The sequence below is a fragment of the Streptomyces sulfonofaciens genome (assembly GCF_014656295.1).
Lineage (GTDB): Bacteria > Actinomycetota > Actinomycetes > Streptomycetales > Streptomycetaceae > Streptomyces > Streptomyces sulfonofaciens.
Window position 1 is genome coordinate 208,115 of record NZ_BNCD01000011.1, and the last position, 18,361, is coordinate 226,475.

At 71.9% G+C, this 18,361-nt stretch carries 18 protein-coding genes; 8 read left to right on the forward strand and 10 right to left on the reverse strand.

Annotated features, from left to right (window positions below; all coding sequences use genetic code 11):
• Positions 1–287: 287 nt before the first annotated feature.
• On the forward strand, positions 288–1,781 hold the full coding sequence (locus IE313_RS19405) for a sensor histidine kinase (protein ID WP_189933870.1): 1,494 nt from the start codon (positions 288–290) through the stop codon (positions 1,779–1,781).
• A 306-nt stretch (positions 1,782–2,087) separates the two neighbouring features.
• Here IE313_RS19405 and IE313_RS19410 read toward each other — a convergent pair whose 3' ends face one another.
• Both IE313_RS19410 and IE313_RS19415 read right to left on the reverse strand, forming a co-directional pair.
• On the reverse strand, positions 2,088–2,345 hold the full coding sequence (locus IE313_RS19410; protein ID WP_040248489.1) for a WhiB family transcriptional regulator: 258 nt from the start codon (positions 2,343–2,345) through the stop codon (positions 2,088–2,090).
• A gap of 316 nt (positions 2,346–2,661) precedes the next feature.
• Positions 2,662–3,630 (reverse strand): diacylglycerol/lipid kinase family protein, encoded by a 969-nt coding sequence (locus tag IE313_RS19415; protein ID WP_189933872.1) that lies wholly within the window; start codon positions 3,628–3,630, stop codon positions 2,662–2,664.
• Positions 3,631–3,753: 123 nt separating this feature from the next.
• On the opposite strand from IE313_RS19415, the gene IE313_RS19420 reads away from it, so the two are divergent.
• A complete protein-coding gene (locus IE313_RS19420; protein WP_189933874.1) occupies positions 3,754–4,194 on the forward strand; it encodes a hypothetical protein in 441 nt (146 codons plus the stop codon).
• Positions 4,195–4,460: 266 nt separating this feature from the next.
• On the opposite strand, the gene IE313_RS19425 is transcribed toward IE313_RS19420, so the two are convergent.
• The 3 genes from IE313_RS19425 to IE313_RS19435 all read right to left on the reverse strand — a co-directional run bounded on the left by IE313_RS19425 (position 4,461) and on the right by IE313_RS19435 (position 6,722).
• Positions 4,461–5,465 (reverse strand): RNA polymerase sigma factor SigF, encoded by a 1,005-nt coding sequence (locus IE313_RS19425; protein ID WP_444546253.1) that lies wholly within the window; start codon positions 5,463–5,465, stop codon positions 4,461–4,463.
• A 320-nt stretch (positions 5,466–5,785) separates the two neighbouring features.
• Entirely contained in the window at positions 5,786–6,199 is a 414-nt protein-coding gene (locus IE313_RS19430; RefSeq protein WP_189933878.1) for an ATP-binding protein, read from the reverse strand.
• A 262-nt stretch (positions 6,200–6,461) separates the two neighbouring features.
• The gene (locus IE313_RS19435) at positions 6,462–6,722 is read right to left on the reverse strand and encodes a UBP-type zinc finger domain-containing protein (RefSeq protein ID WP_189933880.1); all 261 of its coding nucleotides are present in this window, start codon (positions 6,720–6,722) and stop codon (positions 6,462–6,464) included.
• A 173-nt stretch (positions 6,723–6,895) separates the two neighbouring features.
• Between IE313_RS19435 and IE313_RS19440 the strand changes: the two genes are divergently transcribed.
• Complete coding sequence (locus IE313_RS19440) at positions 6,896–8,491, forward strand: Na+/H+ antiporter (RefSeq protein ID WP_189933882.1); 1,596 nt, start codon at positions 6,896–6,898, stop codon at positions 8,489–8,491.
• Here the strand turns inward: IE313_RS19440 and IE313_RS19445 are convergent.
• Positions 8,473–9,414, reverse strand: coding sequence for a 1-aminocyclopropane-1-carboxylate deaminase/D-cysteine desulfhydrase (locus tag IE313_RS19445; protein ID WP_189933884.1), 942 nt, complete (start codon positions 9,412–9,414; stop codon positions 8,473–8,475). The genes IE313_RS19440 and IE313_RS19445 overlap by 19 nt on opposite strands.
• Entirely contained in the window at positions 9,411–9,641 is a 231-nt protein-coding gene (locus IE313_RS19450) for a hypothetical protein (protein ID WP_189933886.1), read from the reverse strand. The genes IE313_RS19445 and IE313_RS19450 overlap by 4 nt, the downstream gene beginning before the upstream one ends.
• A 460-nt stretch (positions 9,642–10,101) precedes the next feature.
• Here IE313_RS19450 and IE313_RS19455 point away from each other — a divergent pair, with 460 nt between their 5' ends.
• The 3 genes from IE313_RS19455 (at position 10,102) to IE313_RS19465 (ending at position 13,356) form a co-directional block, all read left to right on the forward strand.
• Positions 10,102–11,508, forward strand: coding sequence for a family 2B encapsulin nanocompartment shell protein (locus tag IE313_RS19455; RefSeq protein WP_189933888.1), 1,407 nt, complete (start codon positions 10,102–10,104; stop codon positions 11,506–11,508).
• Complete coding sequence (locus IE313_RS19460) at positions 11,508–12,671, forward strand: polyprenyl synthetase family protein (protein WP_189933890.1); 1,164 nt, start codon at positions 11,508–11,510, stop codon at positions 12,669–12,671. The genes IE313_RS19455 and IE313_RS19460 overlap by 1 nt, the downstream gene beginning before the upstream one ends.
• Positions 12,672–13,023: 352 nt before the next feature.
• Positions 13,024–13,356, forward strand: a complete 333-nt coding sequence (locus tag IE313_RS19465) for a DUF952 domain-containing protein (RefSeq protein WP_189933892.1) — start codon at positions 13,024–13,026, stop codon at positions 13,354–13,356.
• A 182-nt stretch (positions 13,357–13,538) separates the two neighbouring features.
• Here IE313_RS19465 and IE313_RS19470 read toward each other — a convergent pair whose 3' ends face one another.
• Together IE313_RS19470 and sodN are read right to left on the reverse strand one after the other, a co-directional pair.
• Complete coding sequence (locus tag IE313_RS19470; RefSeq protein WP_189933895.1) at positions 13,539–14,786, reverse strand: MFS transporter; 1,248 nt, start codon at positions 14,784–14,786, stop codon at positions 13,539–13,541.
• An 882-nt stretch (positions 14,787–15,668) separates the two neighbouring features.
• A complete protein-coding gene (gene sodN, locus IE313_RS19475; RefSeq protein ID WP_189933897.1) occupies positions 15,669–16,064 on the reverse strand; it encodes a superoxide dismutase, Ni in 396 nt (131 codons plus the stop codon).
• Between the two features lie 153 nt (positions 16,065–16,217).
• Here sodN and sodX point away from each other — a divergent pair, with 153 nt between their 5' ends.
• Positions 16,218–16,658, forward strand: coding sequence for a nickel-type superoxide dismutase maturation protease (sodX, locus tag IE313_RS19480; protein WP_189933899.1), 441 nt, complete (start codon positions 16,218–16,220; stop codon positions 16,656–16,658).
• Here sodX and IE313_RS19485 read toward each other — a convergent pair.
• Positions 16,553–17,191, reverse strand: coding sequence for a CGNR zinc finger domain-containing protein (locus tag IE313_RS19485; RefSeq protein WP_189933901.1), 639 nt, complete (start codon positions 17,189–17,191; stop codon positions 16,553–16,555). The genes sodX and IE313_RS19485 overlap by 106 nt on opposite strands.
• Positions 17,192–17,286: 95 nt before the next feature.
• On the opposite strand from IE313_RS19485, the gene IE313_RS19490 reads away from it, so the two are divergent.
• Positions 17,287–18,048 (forward strand): class I SAM-dependent methyltransferase, encoded by a 762-nt coding sequence (locus IE313_RS19490; protein WP_189933903.1) that lies wholly within the window; start codon positions 17,287–17,289, stop codon positions 18,046–18,048.
• Positions 18,049–18,361 lie beyond the last annotated feature (313 nt).

Here is an 18,361-nt window from a genome sequence, read left to right on the forward strand (position 1 = left end):
TCCGAACGCATAGACACGGGAGAATGGTCTAGTCCACAATGCTGCTGAAGCCCCCGTCCCTCCCGCACGGAAGGACGGACCGAGGAACCGGCGCTCTCTGCCCTGACTGCGCCGGCTCCTCCCCTTCGGCAGCCGGGACCGCACACCCGGCAGCCGATCCGGCTGCGGTGCCGGGAGGGTTGAGGGTCCCTCTCAGGCGCCGCGGCCCGCGGGTGCCGTGACCGCGGCCGGACGGCGGGCCCAAGGAGGCCGTCGGCGCCCGCAGGCCGCCGGGTACGCTCGCAGACGTGCCTTCCATGAACGACCTCGTACGCCAGCACACCGCCCTGTCCGAGAAGGACCTGGAGTGGCTGCACCTGCTGGTCTCGGAATGGCAGTTGCTCTCCGACCTCTCCTTCGCCGACCTCGTGCTGTGGGTGCCCACCCGGGACGGCACGCGCTACGTGTCCGTCGCGCAGATGCGGCCCAACACCGGCCCCACCTCCTACCAGGACGACATGGTCGGCCACCTGGTGCCGCGCGGCCGCCGGCCCATGCTGGACGTCGCCCACGACGAGGCCCGCATCGTGCGCGAGGGAGATCCCGAATGGCGCGAGGAGGTGCCGGTCAGGGTCGAGTCGATCCCGGTCAGCAGGGAGGGGAGGGTGCTCGGCGTGATCGCCCGCAACACCAACCTGCTGACCGTGCGCACCCCCTCCCGCCTGGAACTCACCTATCTGCAGAGCGCGTCCGACCTTGCCCAGATGATCGCGGCGGGTGCCTTCCCGTTCCCCGACCAGCAGGTCGACATGGACGCCTCGCCGCGGGTCGGCGACGGCCTGATCCGGCTGGACGCCGACGGCTTCGTGCAGTACGCCTCGCCGAACGCCCTCTCCGCCTACCACCGCCTCGGCCTCGCCGTCGATCTCGTCGGCCACCACCTCGGCAGGACCACCGCCGAACTCGCCCCGTCGCACGGCCCGGTCGACGAGGCGCTGGCCAAGGTCGCCAGCGGATGGGCACCGCGGGAGTTCGAGGTGGAGGGGGAGGAGTGCGTGATCCAGGGCCGCGCCATCCCGCTGAAGCCCAAGGGCCCCCGGATCGGCTCCCTGGTGCTGCTGCGCGACGTGACGGAGCTGCGCCGCCGCGAGCGCGAGCTGATCACCAAGGACGCCACCATCCGGGAGATCCACCACCGGGTGAAGAACAACCTCCAGACCGTGGCGGCGCTCCTGCGGCTCCAGGCCCGCCGGATCGACTCGCACACCGGGCGCGAGGCCCTGGAGGAGGCCGTACGGCGAGTCGGCTCCATCGCCATCGTGCACGAGACGCTGTCTCAGACCCTGGACGAACGCGTGGAGTTCGACGAGATCGCCGACCGGGTGCTGGCCATGGTCGCCGAGATAGCGCCCGGCAAGGTCACCGGACGGCGGGCCGGACGCTTCGGCGTGCTCGAAGCGGAGATCGCCACGCCGCTGTCCATGGTCCTCACCGAGCTCCTCCAGAACGCCCTGGAGCACGGGTTCCGCACCGGCGAGCACGGCACCGTCGAGGTCTCCGCCGTCCGCGGGGGCTCGCCGAAGGAGGCCCGGCTGCTGGTCACGGTGCAGGACGACGGCGTCGGGCTCCCGGACGGCTTCGATCCCAAGCGGGCGGGCAACCTCGGCCTGCAGATCGTCCGCACCCTGGTGGAGGGCGAGTTGAACGGCACCTTCGACATGGTTCCGGCACCGGAGCGCGGTACACAGGTGCTGTTGGACATCCCGGTACGGGCAGAGAAGCCGCCGCTGCCGTCCCGTTGAGCGGGTGGCGCCGCGGGCCCCGGCGGGGGCGCACCACCCTCCGCCGGCAGATGGCTCCGCACGGACACCATGTCGAACATGCTTGCGAAGATCGACCGCGGGGGCGAGGGGTGAGAGGCGGGTGACGACGAGGCCGGTGACGACAGGAAAGCCCCGGACCTGTGGGTCCGGGGCTTTCCTGATCATGTCTTCGGTGGTACTGCGCGCTGCTGCTCGGGGGCGGGGGATGCGTACTCGCTCGTGGCAAGTTGTGCCGCGGGGGGCACATGCGCCGCCGGGCTCAGGCTCGTGCGGGGGTGTGGGCGGTCAGGCGCTGGCCTGACGTGCCCGGTTGCGAGCGGCGCGGCGCTTCATTGCGCGGCGCTCGTCCTCGCTGAGGCCACCCCAGACGCCCGAGTCCTGTCCGGACTCAAGCGCCCACTGCAGACACTGCTCGACAACAGGGCAGCGACGGCAGACGGCCTTGGCTTCCTCGATCTGCAGCAGCGCAGGACCGGTGTTGCCGATGGGGAAGAACAGCTCGGGGTCTTCCTCGCGGCAAACGGCGTTGTGACGCCAGTCCATGGCTGCTACCTCTCTTGGTCTTCATAACGTGCGGGGCTTGTGAATGTGAACGCTTTCACGAATCCCTCGCCAAAGGAAGGGCCACCTCCCGGTTCCCCGGCGTGGTCCTGAGATGTGAGGAGGGATCCGGCGCTCTCCGGGGCCGTTGGTGCGGGCCTCCCGAGCGCCATGTAGAGATTCGCAAACCTCGGCTTCGGATACAACCCCTTCCGGAAAGTTTTTTTTGATTCCTCGGTGTCGACTCGGTCACAGCCGTACTTCCATGGGGTGGAAGATGGGCTAAACGTTCGAGTGAAAGGACTTTGAGCCCTTCGACTCACACAATCACACGCAGTGCACGGCGTACGCCTGTGAACGTCACGCTCGTACGCAGTCCCAGGTGGTCTCCGTCCATCTGAAGGGGGAGTGGCGCCTTCGAATGCAAGGTGAAGTCCGTCAGGTCGTGCAGCGACACCGCGTGCTTGCCGTGGGGCCCCCGTTCGGGCGACGAGGTGAGTAGCTGGGTGCCGTACCGGGTGACCGCGGCGGGTGTCAGACGGCTCAGTCCGAGCACGTCGAGACCGGTGTCGAAGGAAGCGCGCGGGGACGCGTACACCGGGCGATTGCCCAGGTAGGTCCAGGGTGCGGTGTTGCAGACTATGGACAGCACGAGGTCGCGCACGGGCTCGGCATCGGGCCGCCGCAGCGTGATCGTGCCGTGTCTGCGGTTGGGGTCCTCCACGAAGTGCCGCAGTAGCTGGCGGATGTACAGGGCGTGTGTCGAGCGCTTGCCGCGCTCCCGCTGCTGTTCGACCCGGCCGACCACTCCCGCGTCGAAGCCGAGGCCCGCGCAGAAGGTGAACCAGCGGGACGGGGCGGCCTCGTCCGCGGTGCCCGGGGTACCGGCCGCGAGGCCCAGGCCCACGGTGCGCTCGCTGCCCCGGCGCAGCGCGTCCAGCAGGGCGCCGGTCGCTTCCACTGCGTCGTTGGGCAGGCCGAGGGCGCGGGCGAAGACGTTGGTGGAGCCGCCGGGCACCACCGCGAGGCGCGGCAGCCGGTCCGGATCGGGGCCGTGCCGCAGCAGCCCGTTGACGACCTCGTTGACGGTGCCGTCGCCGCCGAGGGCGACCACCAGCTCGACGTCCCTCCGTTCCGCGGCCCGTCGCGCGAGGTCCCTGGCGTGTCCGCGGTACTCGGTGGTGATGGCTTCGAGTTTCATCTCGCTCGCCAGTGCGTGCGTGAGCACGTCACGTGTGCGCGCACTCGTGGTGGTTGCCGCCGGATTGACCACGAGAAGAGCACGCATGCGCAGCAGGGTACCCACCGTGCCGAACCCGGCCCAGTCCGAGGCGGCGGCGGCGCGGCCGGTACGGGGGGCGCGCCACCGCCCCCCAAGGGTGCGCGCGGCGGCCGGCGCTACCCTGCTGGAGTGACCCCTGAGCAGAGCCCCGCCCCGCAGGCACCCGAGGAAGAGCCCCGTCCCGGGCGGCTGACCGCGGCCGCCGCGCTGGCCGGCCTTGAAGGCCTCGCGCTGGTGGCGGCGGGCGTGTACCTGCTGGTGATGGGCGTGGCGGGCGAGCCGGACGGCCGCCAGCAGGCGGTGACCGCCGGCATCACCCTGGCCGTGCTCGCGCTGCTGCCGCTGTTCGCCGCACGGGGGCTGCTGAAGCGCCGCCGGTGGAGCCGCGGGCCCGCCGTCATCACCCAGATCCTGGCGCTGCCGGTGGCCTGGAACCTCCTCAAGGCCGACAGCCTGCTGATCCCGGGCGGGATCGTGCTCGGGGTGGTCGCGGTGGTGGCACTCGCGCTGCTGGTGAATCCGGCGACGACCAGGGCCCTGGGCATCCGGGGGCCGGGGGACGCCTCCTAGGGTCTTTCGTCCAAAGCCTGCTCCGGGCGGCAGGCCCCGACCCCGCGGGCCGCACCCGGTACCGGCCGGTGGGGCCTCGGCGCGGTTCCCCGCACCCTAGCGGGACGGGCCCCGCACCGGATCAGGCGCCCGGGGAAGCCCGCCGGCAGCCGCGACGTGTCCGGTCCGTGAGGTCGAGGAGGTCGGGGACCGGTGGCGGCCGCGCGGGCCGGGGAGCGGGCGGACCACCGCACCGCGGTGGGGGGAGCCGGACCCGAAGGTCCGGCCTACTCCTCCACCAGCAGTTTCTCGCGGAGCTGGGCGAGGGTCCTGGCGAGCAGCCGGGAGACGTGCATCTGGGAGATGCCGACCTCCTGGGCGATCTGGGACTGGGTCATGTTGCCGAAGAACCGCAGGAGCAGGATGCGCTTCTCCCGGGGCGGCAGGTCCTCCAGCAGCGGCTTGAGGGACTCGCGGTACTCGACGCCCTCCAGCGCCTCGTCCTCGGCGCCCAGGGTGTCGGCCACGGCCGGCGACTCGTCGTCGGTGTCGGGGACGTCCAGCGAGAGTGTGGAGTAGGCGTTCGCCGACTCCAGGCCCTCCAGGACCTCCTCCTCGGAGATGCTCAGCTTCTCGGCGAGTTCGTGCACGGTGGGGGAGCGGCCGTGCAACTGCGAGAGCTCCGCCGTGGCCGTGGTCAGCGCGAGCCGCAGCTCCTGGAGGCGGCGCGGCACCCGTACCGCCCAGCCCTTGTCCCGGAAGTGGCGCTTGATCTCGCCGACGACCGTGGGCGTGGCGTACGTGGAGAACTCCACGCCGCGGTCCGGGTCGAAGCGGTCCACGGACTTGATCAGGCCGATGGTGGCGACCTGGGTGAGGTCGTCCAGAGGCTCGCCGCGGTTGCGGAAGCGCCGGGCCAGGTGCTCGACCAGCGGAAGGTGCATCCGCACCAGTTGGTTGCGCAGCTCCGCGTACTCGGGGGTCCCGGCGGGAAGGGAGCGCAGCTCGACGAACATCGCCCGGGCGCCGCTGCGGTCCTGCGGGTGGTGCGGCGTGGGACGGGTGTGCGCGGGTGGCGCCTCGTGGGCACCGTCAGGCCCGGCCGGGCCGGGCGCGGGCTGGGCCCGGCCCGGCTGTTCGGCCGTCTGTTGCTCCTCGGCTTCGCGCACCTGGTGGGTCCGCTCCGTGTCCCGCGTGGCGCCTGTGTCCTGCCGGGTGCCTCGCCCGTGCTCGCTCATCCGTCCCGCCCTCCCTCGGCTGCCTCCCCCGGCCACCTCTGGGGGAGCCCCCAGAGGTGCCCCGAGGTCGCCGCCTCGTCCGGCCGGTGCATCGCGCTCGTCCCTGCCGCTCGGTTCACTCTGCCCGCGGACGGCCACGGGGACGTCCTGGGGGTGCGGCCGCGCCTGCTGCTCCGGGATACCGCCCGGTGTGCCCTCCGCCTCGTGGCCGCCGGCCCGGGCGGCGCCGCCCGCACGGGCCGGGCCGCGCCGTCCGGCGGCACCGCCGTGCCCGGCGGCGGTCCTTCCGCCGGTGCCGTCCGTGCCCTCGACGGAGGGATTCCGTGTGATGTTCTTGCCTCGCCCTTCGTCCCGCACCGGCCCGTTCCCGTCCCTCACGCCGGCCCGGGTCCCGCGCCGCGCTGTTTGTAGAGGCTGATCGACACGGTGTTGTCCTTGGCGACCGAGGAGTCGACCTTTCCGGCGAGGGCCGAGAGCACCGTCCAGGCGAAGGTGTCGCGCTCCGGAGCGCGACCGTCGGTGGTCGGGGCCGACACCGTCACCTCCAGGGAGTCGTCGATGAGCCGGAAGACGCAGCTGAGCACGGAACCGGGCACGGCCTGCTGCAGCAGGATCGCGCAGGCCTCGTCCACGGCGATGCGCAGATCCTCGATCTCGTCGAGGGTGAAGTCCAAACGCGCCGCGAGACCGGCCGTGGCCGTCCGCAGCACCGACAGGTAGGCACCCGCAGCGGGGAGCCGGACTTCGACGAAGTCCTGGGTCCCGGGCTCGCCTGCGATCTCGGACACCCTCACCTCCAAGGTGGTACAAGCTCTTTCGGCCCGGGGACTGCTCCCCGGGCAACGCGATACGTGGTTCAGCGGTGACGCTATCGCGCGCCTGGGTTCCATGTCCCGGGACCCCAGCCCCTCTCTGTCACTCATAGTAAACCTACGGGTACGCTCTGTGGCTAGGGGTGTGCGGGGCCCAATTGAGAAGAGCGCGCGCCGGGTTGACGTACCCATGCGCCGGGCGGTCGAATCGTCACGCCGCGCCCCCTCTGAGACGTGGTCATACAAGGACGTTGTCCACGAAGCACCAGCGCCAGGCCTCGCCCGGTTCGTAGCTGCGCATCAGGGGATGGCCGCTCTCCTTGAAGTGCTCGGTGCCGTGCTGCAGGGGTGACGAGTCGCAGCATCCGACGTGACCGCACTCCAGGCACAGCCTCAGTTGCACCGGGTGGGTACCGGCGGCCTGGCACTCCAGGCAGGTTTCGCTCTGCGGCGCCGGCTCGGACACCGGCAGCGCCGCGAGGTGCGAGCACTCTTTCATCGGTTATCTCTCCGTTGCACCCGATGGTCCTCAGAATAGCCAGGTTACGATGCCTGACCTGGGCCTGCCGCGTAGATCGGAAACCGGCGCCGGACACGCACCCGGCGGCGCACGGGTCGTTACGGTTCGTAGGGGCGCCGACGCGTGCCGCGCGGAAGGAGACGGCGGAGCCGATGGACGCACTGCCTCTGCTGTTGCTGGTCGCGGGCGGTGCGGCGGTCGCCGGTGCGGCCCGCCGGCTGCCGGTGCCCGCGCCGCTGCTGCTCGTCGCCGTCGGCCTCGCCGTCTCCTACGTGCCGGGCGTGCCCACCTACACCCTCGATCCGCACATCGTGCTGCCGCTGCTCCTGCCGCCGCTGCTCTACACCGCCGCGACCGACAGCTCGTACCTGGACCTGCGGGCCCAGCTCCGGCCCATCATGCTGCTGTCGGTCGGGTACGTGCTGTTCGCGACGCTCGCCGTCGGCTGGGTCGCCTATCTGGTGGTGCCCGACCTGCCGCTGACGTCCGCCCTGGTGCTGGGCGCCGTGGTGGCGCCACCGGACGCGGTGGCCGCCACCGCGGTCGCCCGGCGCATCGGGCTGCCGTCCAGGATCATCACCATCCTCCAGGGCGAGTCCCTGGTGAACGACGCGACCGCGATCACCGCCTACAAGGTGGCCGTCGCCGCGGCCGTCGGCGAGGGTGCGAGCTGGTCCGGCGGGCTGCGCGAGTTCGTACTGGCCGCGGTGGGCGGCATCGGCATCGGCCTGCTGCTGATGGTGCCGCTGCACTGGCTGCGCACCCATCTGCGGGAGGCCCTGCTGCAGAACACCCTCTCCCTGCTCATCCCGTTCGTCGCCTACGGCGTCGCCGAGCAACTGGGCGCCTCCGGTGTGCTCGCGGTGGTGGTCGTCGCGCTGTACCTGGGGCACCGCGCCTGGCAGGTCGACTTCGCGACCAGGCTCCAGGAGGAGGCGGTCTGGCGGATGGTCGCGTTCATCCTGGAGACCGCCGTCTTCGCGCTCATCGGGCTCCAGCTCCCCGTGGTGCTGCGCGGCCTCGGCCCGTACTCGGGCGAGCGCGCCGCCTGGTACGCGGTCGGCGTGTTCCTGGTGGTCGTCGCGGCGCGGTTCGCCTGGGTATACCCGGCCACCTTCCTGCCGCGCCTGCTGTTCCCGCACATCAGGGCACGGGAGTCGAACCCGACCTGGCGCGGGCCCGCCGTGATCGGCTGGGCCGGGATGCGCGGGGTGGTCTCCATGGCGATCGCCTTCTCCATCCCCGAGGCCCTGCACGACGGACGGCCCTTCCCGGCCCGCAACCTCGTGCTGTTCCTGACCTTCACGACGGTCATCGGCACGCTCGTCCTCCAAGGGCTTTCGCTTCCGAAGCTGATCCGGCTGCTGCGGATGCCCGGCCGGGACGAGCACGAGCAGACGCTCGCGGAGGCGCAGGCCCAGGCGCAGGCGTCCCGGGCGGCCGAGCAGCGGCTCGACGAGCTGCTCTCCGACGAGCGCAACGCCCTTCCCGGGCCGCTGGCCGACCGGTTGCGCGCGGTGATGGAGCGGCGGCGCAACGCCGTGTGGGAGCGGCTCGGCGCGGTCAACCCGGTCACCGGGGAGAACGCCGACGACACCTACCGGCGGCTGGCCCGGAAGATGATCGAGACCGAGCGATCGGTCTTCGTCCGGTTGCGGGACGGCCGCTACATCGACGACGAGATGCTGCGGACCCTGCTGCGCAGGCTGGACCTGGAGGAGGCGGCGGCCTACCGCGAGACCACCTGAGCGTCCGCACCCGTGGTGCCGTCGGCCGGTGCCGGGAAGGGGGCGCCTGTGACGACGGCGGCGACGGTGGTGCCGGGAGCGAAGGCGCCCTCCTGCGCGAGGGTCGTGAGCGCGTAGAGCATCTTGGCGACGTAGAGGCGCTCTATGCCCAGGCCATGCCGGGCGTGCCGGGCCTCGAAGTCCTCGGCGAACGCGTCGAGTTCCGGGTCCGTACGGGCGTAGCCGCCGAAGTGGAACCGCTCGTCGAGCCACCAGGTGCCGCGCGGCCCGCCGAAGGCGGCCTCCTGGAGGGCCCGTATCTCCTCGCCCAGGAACCCGCCCTTGAGTATCGGCACCCCGAGGGCGCGCTGGCGCCCGCCCAGGCCAGCGGCGAGGCCCGCGAGGGTGCCGCCGGTCCCGCAGGCGACCGCCGCCACGTCGGCGCGTCCGCGCAGTTCCCGGCCGAGTGCCGCGCAGCCGCGCACGGCGTGTGCGTTGCTGCCGCCCTCGGGCAGGACGTACGCGTCCCGGGCGCCGGCCTCCGCCAGCAGGCCGTCCAGCACTTCGGGCCGCCTCTTGTGCCGGTAGGTCGTCCGGTCGACGAAGCGGAGCCGCATGCCGTCGGCCGCGCACCGCGCCAGCGACGGGTTGAGGGGCCGGCCGGCCAGCTCCTGGCCCCGTACGAACCCGAGGGTGGGCAGGCCGAGCAGCCGGCCCGCCGCTGCGGTGGCGCGCAGGTGGTTCGAGTAGGCGCCGCCGAAGGTGGCCAGGGTCCGGCCCGCGGCCGCCGCCAGGTTCGGCGCCAGCTTCCGCCATTTGTTGCCGACCAGGTCGGGGTGGATCAGGTCGTCGCGCTTGAGGAGGAGGCGGACGCCGCGGCGGGTGAAGCGGTCGTCGTCGACCGGCACGAGCGGTGACGGCAGCCTCGGGTGGGGGATCGTCACCGAAGGAAGGCGTCGCCGTTCGCCGCGATGTGGGCCTCCAGCGCCTGGAGGGCGTGCTGGGTGGCCTCGTGCGAGCCGGTGCCGCGGTGTTCCGCGTAGTAGGCGGCGCCGAGCTTCTTCAGGAGGTCGTTTCCGGCGCGCTGCGCCTGCACCTCGTCGAGGCGCTGCTTGCCCTGACTGATGCCGCGCTGGGCCTGTTCCCTCGCGCGGTCCAGGAAGCCTGCCATGGGGTTCTCCTGTCGGTGGGTGAGGAGCGTGCGGAAAACCGGGAGACCTGCGAAGCCCTGCGCGGCACGCGGCTCCGGGACCGGGTGAGGGTGGGCGTCGGACGGTGCAGGGAATCCGGGAATTCCAGGTCGGCGGGTCGTACGACTGTCATAAAGAGAAACGATCGAACGATTTCCTTGGTTCCTGTCGTGCGCCCGACCGGGTGAGGCCGTTGTGTACCCGGAGCGTGACCGGATGGATTGTCGCTGGTCAGGTGGTGCGCTCGGGTCGCGTGCCCCGGTGGCATGAGTGCCCTGTACGGCGCATGGAATAGGTGCGCGCGCCGGGTAACTGCCGGAAACCGGCGTCCGTTGCCCCGTTTACGGTGATTCAATCCCGCTCGTTTGTGTAATGGTCCCGGCCACTTCGCGCTGCCAGGCTGGCCCGTGCAGATCAATGCATGATCAGGAGGACATTTTTATGTCGGTAGGCGAAGAGACCCGTGCCCAGGAGCCGCAGCCGCAGCAGAGCCTCGGCACCTCCGCGGCGCGGAATCTGGCCACCACCACCAAGTCGGCGCCTCAGATGCAGGAGATCAGCTCGCGCTGGCTCCTCCAGGCGCTGCCGTGGGTGAACGTGCAGGGCGGCACGTACCGGGTGAACCGCCGGCTCACGTACGCGGTGGGGGACGGCCGGGTCACCTTTGTAAAGACGGGCGACCAGGTCCAGGTCATCCCCGCCGAGCTGGGCGAGCTGCCCGCGCTCCGGAGTTTCACGGACGAGGACGTGCTCGGCGAGCTGGCCCGGCGCTGCCGGCAGCGCGAGGTGGCCGCAGGCGACGTGCTGGCCTCCTTCGGCAGCCGTGTCGACACGGTCTTCCTGCTCGCGCACGGCAGGATCGAGAAGGTCGGCCCGGGTCCGTACGGGACCGACGCCGTCCTCGGCGTCCTCGCCGACGGCGCCTACTTCGGCGACCAGACCCTGACCGATCCGGACGCCATCTGGGAGTACACGGCGCGCGCGGTCACCGCCTGCACGGTCCTCGAACTGCCCCGCACCGATCTCGACCAGGTGGCCGAGCGCGCCCCCTCGCTGGCGGCGCACCTGGAGCAGCTCCACGCCGCGCCCCCGCGGTCCGCCAACAAGTACGGCGAGAAGGCCATCGACCTCTCCGCGGGCCATGTGGGCGAGGCGGAGCTGCCCGCCACCTTCGTCGACTACGAGGCCGCACCCCGCGAGTACGAGCTGAGCGTCGCCCAGACCGTACTGCGCGTCCACACCCGCGTGGCCGATCTCTACAACCAGCCGATGAACCAGACCGAGCAGCAGTTGCGCCTCACGGTCGAGGCCCTGAAGGAGCGCCAGGAGCACGAACTCATCAACAACAAGGAGTTCGGCCTCCTCCACAACTGCGAGTACGCGCAGCGCATCCAGCCGCACGACGGGGCGCCCACCCCCGACGACATGGACGAACTCCTCAGCCGCAGGCGCGGCTCCAAGCTCTTCCTCGCGCACCCCCGCGCCATCGCCGCCTTCGGCCGCGAGTGCAACAAGCGCGGCCTCGTCCCCGAGACCATCGACATGGGCGGCCACCGCATCCCCACCTGGCGCGGGGTCCCGCTCTTCCCGTGCAACAAGATCCCCGTCAGCGACGCCAGGACCACCTCCATCATCTGCATGCGTACCGGGGAGAAGGAGCAGGGCGTCATCGGCCTGCACCAGACCGGCCTGCCCGACGAGATCGAGCCGAGCCTGTCGGTCCGCTTCATGGGGATCAGCGAGCAGGCGATCATCTCCTATCTGGTGACCACCTACTACTCGGCCGCGGTCCTGGTCCCGGACGCCCTGGGAGTCCTGGAGAACGTCGAGATCGGCCGCTGGCAGTGATGGCCCACACCTCCGGTGCCATGTCCCCGCCCGCGAGGGCGGGGGCCCCGGCCGACGCGCAGGACGCCGAGGAGCTCCTGGTGGCCGCCCGGGCGGCGGTCGATCCGGAGCTGCACCGCGCCATCGGGTCACTGCCCGCGGCCATGCGCAGGATCGCCCTCCACCACTTCGGATGGGAGGGCACCTCCTTCCCGGAGCCCGACCAGAGCGCCCCCGGGGTGAGCCCGCCGGCGGCGCCCCCCGCGCAGCCGGCGGACCCCGCAGGGCCCCTTGGCCCTGCGGTGCGCAACAGCTCCTCGGGCAAGGCCATCAGGCCCGCGCTGGTGTTCGCCGCGGTGCGCGCCCTCGGCGGGCGCACCGCCGCGGCGGCCCGTGCCGCGGCGGCCGTGGAGCTGGTCCACAACTTCACCCTCCTGCACGACGACGTCATGGACCGCGACACCACCCGCAGGCACCGCCCCACGGCCTGGACCGTCTTCGGCACGCCCGACGCCATCCTCGCGGGCGACGCCCTGCAGGCCCTCGCGCAGCGGCTGCTCGCCGAGGACCCGCACCCGGCGGCGCCCGTCGCCGCCGCCCGGCTCGCCACCTGTGTCGTGGAACTCTGCGAGGGCCAGCAGGCGGACACCGCCATGGAGCGGCGCGGGCCCGAGGACGTCACCCTGGAGGAGTGCCTTGCCATGGCCGAGGCCAAGACAGGGGCCCTGTTGGGCTGCGCCTGCGCCCTGGGCGGGCTCTACGCGGGCGCGGCGGACGAGGACGTGGCCGCCCTCGACGCCTTCGGGCGCGAGGCCGGGCTGGCTTTCCAGCTCATCGACGATGTGATCGGCATCTGGGGGGACCCGCGGCGCACCGGCAAGCCGGCCGGCGCCGACCTGATGGCCCGTAAGAAGTCCCTGCCGGTGGTGGCCGCACTCACCTCGGGCACCCCCGCGTCCGCCGAGCTGGCCGAGCTGTACCGGGTGCCCGCCATCCATGCGACGGCGGACCTGGAGCGCACGGTGCAGGCCGTGGAGCGGGCCGGCGGCCGCGACTGGGCACAGGCGCACGCCGCCGACCGGATGGCACGCGCCGTACAGCACCTGTCCCGCGCGGTTCCCGAACCCGCGGCGGCGGGCGGGCTGCTGGCCCTGGCCGAGTTCGTCACCCGGCGCAGCGCCTGACGCGACTGCGACCGCGGCTCGGCATGGCGTGGGCGTGGGCGTGACGAGGGCGGGCCGACCGTGCCGCGGTGCCGTGGGCTCCCCCTGCCCGGCGGCACCCGGACGGGGCCGCCGCGCGGGAGGCCGCCGGGCCCCCCGCGGGCCCGGGCCCGCGCTCGGCACGGAGGGCCGAGCCGCCCCGGCACGGGGCCCACCGCGCGTTGCGGATGCCCGGGCGCGGAGACGACCACGGACGGAGCGGACCGGACACCGCGGCGAGCCCGGCGGACATGGACCGGGTGGGCATGAGGGTGCCACCGCGCGCGGGCGTGCGCCCCGGGGCGACCGGGCAGGCAGGCTCTAGCGTGGAGCCATGACAGAACTGCTGCACATCACCGAGCGGTCCTTGTGGGAAGCGGCACGCGAGCGGGGTGCCTACGAGATGTCCACCCGCGGACGCACCCTGCAGGAGCAGGGTTTCATCCACTGTTCGCTGCGGCACCAACTGCCGGGCGTGGCCCGGGTCGTGTACGGCGACCACCCGGATCCGGGCGATCTGGTGGTCCTGGTGATAGACGGGGACCGGCTCTCGGCTCCGGTACGGCACGAGGCCCTGGAGCCGGGCGGTGAGGTGTTTCCGCACATCTACGGTCCGCTGCCGGTCGACGCGGTCGTCGAGGTGGAGCCCTGGCGCCCTGGGGAGTGAGCTGGGACGTCCTGGGCCCCGGCACGCCGGGGCCGGGCGCATCCGCGTTCGGCCCCGGCGCCCCTCCGCCTCCGCGCCCGGGCGGTACCGAAAGGCCGGCGGCCGGCCCTGGGGCCGACCGGGCAGCCACTGCGCACCCGCCGGCCGCACGCGCCCGTACTGGACCGGTGGACGACAGCTCTTCAGGGCGCGGGGGACGCGGGCCGATGCCGTGCGGCCGTTGCCCGTCGCCCGGCCGTGCGGGAGCCCCCGCCGCCCCGGGAGACCGTCAACGCCATCACGGCGAACGCGACGGCGCATGTCGCGGCCGGAACCCAGAACAGGCCCGGAAGGCCGAGGGAGCCGGCGAACACCCCTGCCACCACGCCGCTGAGGCCCTTGGCGGCGGCGACCGCGACGAAGAAGCTCGCCGTGGCGGTGCCGACACGAGGGCCGAGGAGGCGCTGGCCGTAGGTGGGACCGACCCCGTGCAGGGCGGCGAACACCCAGACGTGGGAGAGCTGGATCGCGTAGACGGCGGCGAGGTGGTGGATGCCCGCAAGCAGGCCGTAGCACACGGCGGCCACCCCGACCGCGATCGTGATGATCCACTCGGCGCCGAACCGCGCGGACAGCGCCCCCAGCATAGGGAAGGCGACCAGTTCGAGCCCTGCGCACAGCCCGAACAGGAATCCACTGGCGAGCAGTGAACAGCCGAGGTTGTCGATGATGTAGATGGGGAGGTAGGAGGTCTTCAGGAAATCGCCCATCAGCACCATGCTCAGGAGGGCGCAGAAGAAGGCCAACCGAACAAGCCCGCCCGGCTCCGCGGCACCGGCCGGACCCTCTTTCCGGCTCTCCTCCTCGGAACTCGCAGGTGCGGCGCTCTTCGCGATGAAAGCTATGCTCAGATAAAGTAATCCGGAGAAAGAGAAAGCCGCCTTGATACCGCCGATCCCGGCGAGCATCGACCCCAGCAGAGGGCCGATCATGAAGCCCACGGAAAAGCAGGACCGAAGAGCGCTCGTCACCTTGGCGCGCCCCCTCCCCACCGATTCCGGAGACGCCGCTATGGCGGCGAACACCTGGGAGTTGAGGACGGTCGAGAGCGACAGGAAGCAGGCGGCGACCAGGAGCACCTGCGTCACGCTGCGGGTCCAGCCCACCGCCAGCCACCCGGTGCTGAGCAGAAGTGCGGTGGTGCGAATGATCCCGATATTCGAGCTTCGGCGGTCCGACACACGGCCCATGACGAGTCCGACGAGGGAACCGAGCAACGAGGTCGTGGTGATGTATCCCGCCTCGGACAGCGTGCCGCCCGCCGCCGTCGTCACATGGAGGGGCAGCAGCGGCACACCGCACGACGACGCCGTACCGGCGGCGACGAGCATCGCCGCGTGCACCCGGTACGCAGGCGCGGCATAGATTTCCAGAACGCCCGGCAGTTTCATCTCGACGTGCCCGGATGCGGGAGCAGACGCGGCCCGCCGAGAAAATGCGAGCCCGCACGATTCCCCGCGTCGGGAGGCGGCTTCGCCGGGGATTCCGCCGGACACCGCGCGGTATCCGTCCTCGCCGGATGTGGCATGTTTGCCGTGGACATCCTGGATCCGGCCCGCACTTCGGTCATTCCGGCACCTTCCCGAGGGGTTGAGGCCCGATGATTCACGAGACGTGCTGCATGGACTTCCTGTCCGGCCGCCCTCGCCGGTGCCCCGGGACGGCGCTCACTTGTGGACGAAATCCACGCACGCGTGCATGACGTCTACAAGTAGCACGGCAATGGCTGCCATCTCAATCGAAGAATTTCATGCCACACGCGAGCATTGGCTGAAAAGGGGCGTCAGATGCGTCGGAAATCGACTTTCTCGGCAAACCGGAAAAAAGCATGAACCGGACTGAGATATTCCAGAGGGGAGCGCATCTGCGTGCAGCCGCCTGACGGCCGGATAGGCGAGGGGAGGGCAGAGGGGCCGCGGGTGTCCGGGGAGGGCGGGTCCGCGGGCACCCTGCGCGTGCTCCTGGCCGGACGGGCCATCGGCGCTCAGCGGATGAGCCGCGGACGCGTTCGCCCGACGCCCGCCGGACGCGCTCCTGAGACGGGCGGGGGCACGGTCCTCGGCCCGCGTACAGCGCATGCGGAGCGGATGGGGCCCATGGGGCGGGGGCCCTCAGGCCGGGGGCCCGTGGAGAGGGGCCCGTGAGAGAGGGGCCCGTACAGCGGACCGCACCCGGTCCGCTGCGGACGCCGTGTTCGGCGGCCTGCGGGCCGGGTGCGGACCAGGGAGACGCTGCAACCAAGTCAATCGCAGGTCAGAGGGCATGATTCAGGATCAGGCCTTCTTGGTCTCCCAGAAGATCTTGTCGATCTGGGCGATGTGGTCGAGGGCCTTCTGACCCGTCGCCGGGTCGGTGGAGCCCTTGGCGGTGGAAAGGGCCTTCAGGGTGTCGTTGACGAGCTGGTGCAGCTCCGGGTACTTCTCGAAGTGCGGCGGCTTGAAGTAGTCGCTCCACAGCACCGAGACGTGGTGCTTGGCCAGCTCCGCGCGCTGCTCCTTGATGACGGTGGCGCGCGCCTGGAAGTGCGGGTCGTCGTTGCCGGCCATCTTCTCCTGGATGGCCTTCACCGACTCCGCCTCGATGCGGGCCTGGGCAGGGTCGTAGACGCCGCAGGGCAGGTCACAGTGGGCGCTGACCCTGACCTTGGGCGCAAACAGGCGGGAGAGCATATAGCTGTCCTTCCTCGTGATCGTCTTCTCAGGTGGGACATTACTCCGTAGGAGACCTGTTTTCGCGAGTGCCCCCAGGGGCTTAGGACAAAAGTCCGGGGCGAAACTGGGGCAGGTGGAGCATGGCCGTGGATCGGACCGGGAGGTTTGCTGATGCCGGAGACAGCGGAGGGGCGAGAGGTCCGGGCGCTGTTCGGGCTCGCCGAGGTGGAGGGGCCTTCGATGGTGCCGACGCTGTACCAGGGGGACCAGGTGCTCGTCCGGTACGGCGCACGGGTGGGGCCCGGCCACGTCGTGGTGCTGCGGCATCCGCTCCAGCAGAACCTGCTGATCGTCAAGCGTGCCGTGCAGCGCCGCGGGAGTGGCTGGTGGGTGCTCGCGGACAATCCCGGGGCCGGTGCGGACAGCACGGTGTACGGCGCGGTCCCCGACGAGCTGATCCTCGGCCGGGTGCTCGCACGCTACCGGCCGCGCATCAGGAACCGCGGTCAGTGGCCCCTGGTCGGAACGGTCACCTGGGCGCTGTCCGCGGTGCGTCCCGTGCTCTCCGGGCGGCCCGCCCGGCTGGCCTCCTGGCGCTTGCGCGCACGGTAGGCCGCGACGTTCGCACGTGTCGCGCAGCGGTCCGAGCAGTACCGCCGCGACCGGTTCGTCGAGGTGTCCAGGTAGGCGTTGCGGCACGGTGCGGCCTGGCAGAGGCCGAGCCGGTCGGCGCCGTGCTCGGTGAGGTGGAAGGCGAGCCCCATGGCGGCGATCGCGGCGTAGCCCGCGGTCGCGTTCGACGGATGGTCGGCCAGGTGCATGTGCCAGCGCGGATGCCCCTCCTCGTCGAGGAGGTCGTGGCCGGAGATCTGCGGGCTGACCGGGAACTCCATCAGCAGCGAGTTCAGCAGGTCGACGGCGAGCCGGGCGTCACCGTCGTCCGCCGCCTCGAAGACGCCGCGCAGCCGGGCCCGTACCGAGCGGAAGCGCGTCACATCGGCGTCGGTGGCGCGCCGGGCCGCCGACTGGTTCTCGCCGAACAGCTCCCGTACCGCGTCGACCGAGGTCAGCCTGTCCTTGCCGCGCTTCGGCTCCTCGCTGTTGACCAGCCGCACGGCATAATCCGAGTAATAGGCCAGTTCCACTTGTAATCCTTACCGAGTGCCGATTATGGTCCACAGGGTACGAGTAACGGCTGCCGATCCTTCGAGGGTATTACACGGCAGGTGGAGGGCACCCCATGGCGGATATGACGACCCGGCCCGACTGGCAGGCATGGCAGCGGAGCTGGGACAGGCAGCAGGAGTGGTACATGCCGGACCGCGAGGAGCGGTTCCGGGTGATGCTCGACATGGTCGAGGCCCTGGTGGGCCCCGCGCCCCGGGTGCTCGACCTGGCGTGCGGCACCGGCAGCATCACGACCCGGCTGCTCGACCGGCTTCCGGCGGCCACCAGTGTGGGCGTCGACCTCGACCCCGCGCTGCTGACGATCGCCCGGGGCACCTTCGCGGGTGACGAGCGGGTCTCCTTCGTCACCGCCGACCTCAAGGACCCCGCCTGGGCCGACCGGTTGCCGGCTGCCTCCTACGACGCCGTCCTCACCGCCACCGCCCTGCACTGGATGCACAGCGGCCCCCTCGCCGCGCTCTACGGCCGGCTCGGCGGCCTGGTCCGCGAGGGCGGCGTCTTCATGAACGCCGACCACATGCCCGATCCCACCACGCCCCGGATCAACGCGGCGGAGCGTGCCCACCGCCATGCCGCCATGGACAGGGCCAAGGAGGCGGGCGCGCTCGACTGGGCCGACTGGTGGGACCTCGCCGCCGAGGACCCGGTACTGGCGGAGCCGACGGCCCGGCGCTTCGAGATCTACGGCGAGCACGCGGACGGCGAGACCATGCCCGCCGAGTGGCACCAACGCGTCCTGCGCGAGAGCGGCTTCGCGGAGGCGCGTACGGTCTGGAGCTCGCCGTCCGACGCGCTGGTGCTGGCGCTGCGGTAGGACGGTCGCGCGGGCCCCGCCACCAGCAGCGGGCACCGCACGCCATGGTCCGGTCGCCTCCGCGCGCGGGCTGCGGTGGGGCCCGCGGGCGCGGGCCCCGGCCGGTCGGTGCCGACCGGGACGCCCCCTGCCGGGCGGTGCCGGCAGAAGACGCCCTCTGCCGGACGCCGCCGACCGGACGGCGCCCACCCGCACCCGCAAGGCGCGCGGAGAACCGCGTGCGGCCCACGACGAGCCGGACGGCCGACCGCGGCGGGGAGCCGGGAGCCCGTCGAAGAGGACGCCGGCCGGCCCGGACGGCCGGCCCGCCCCT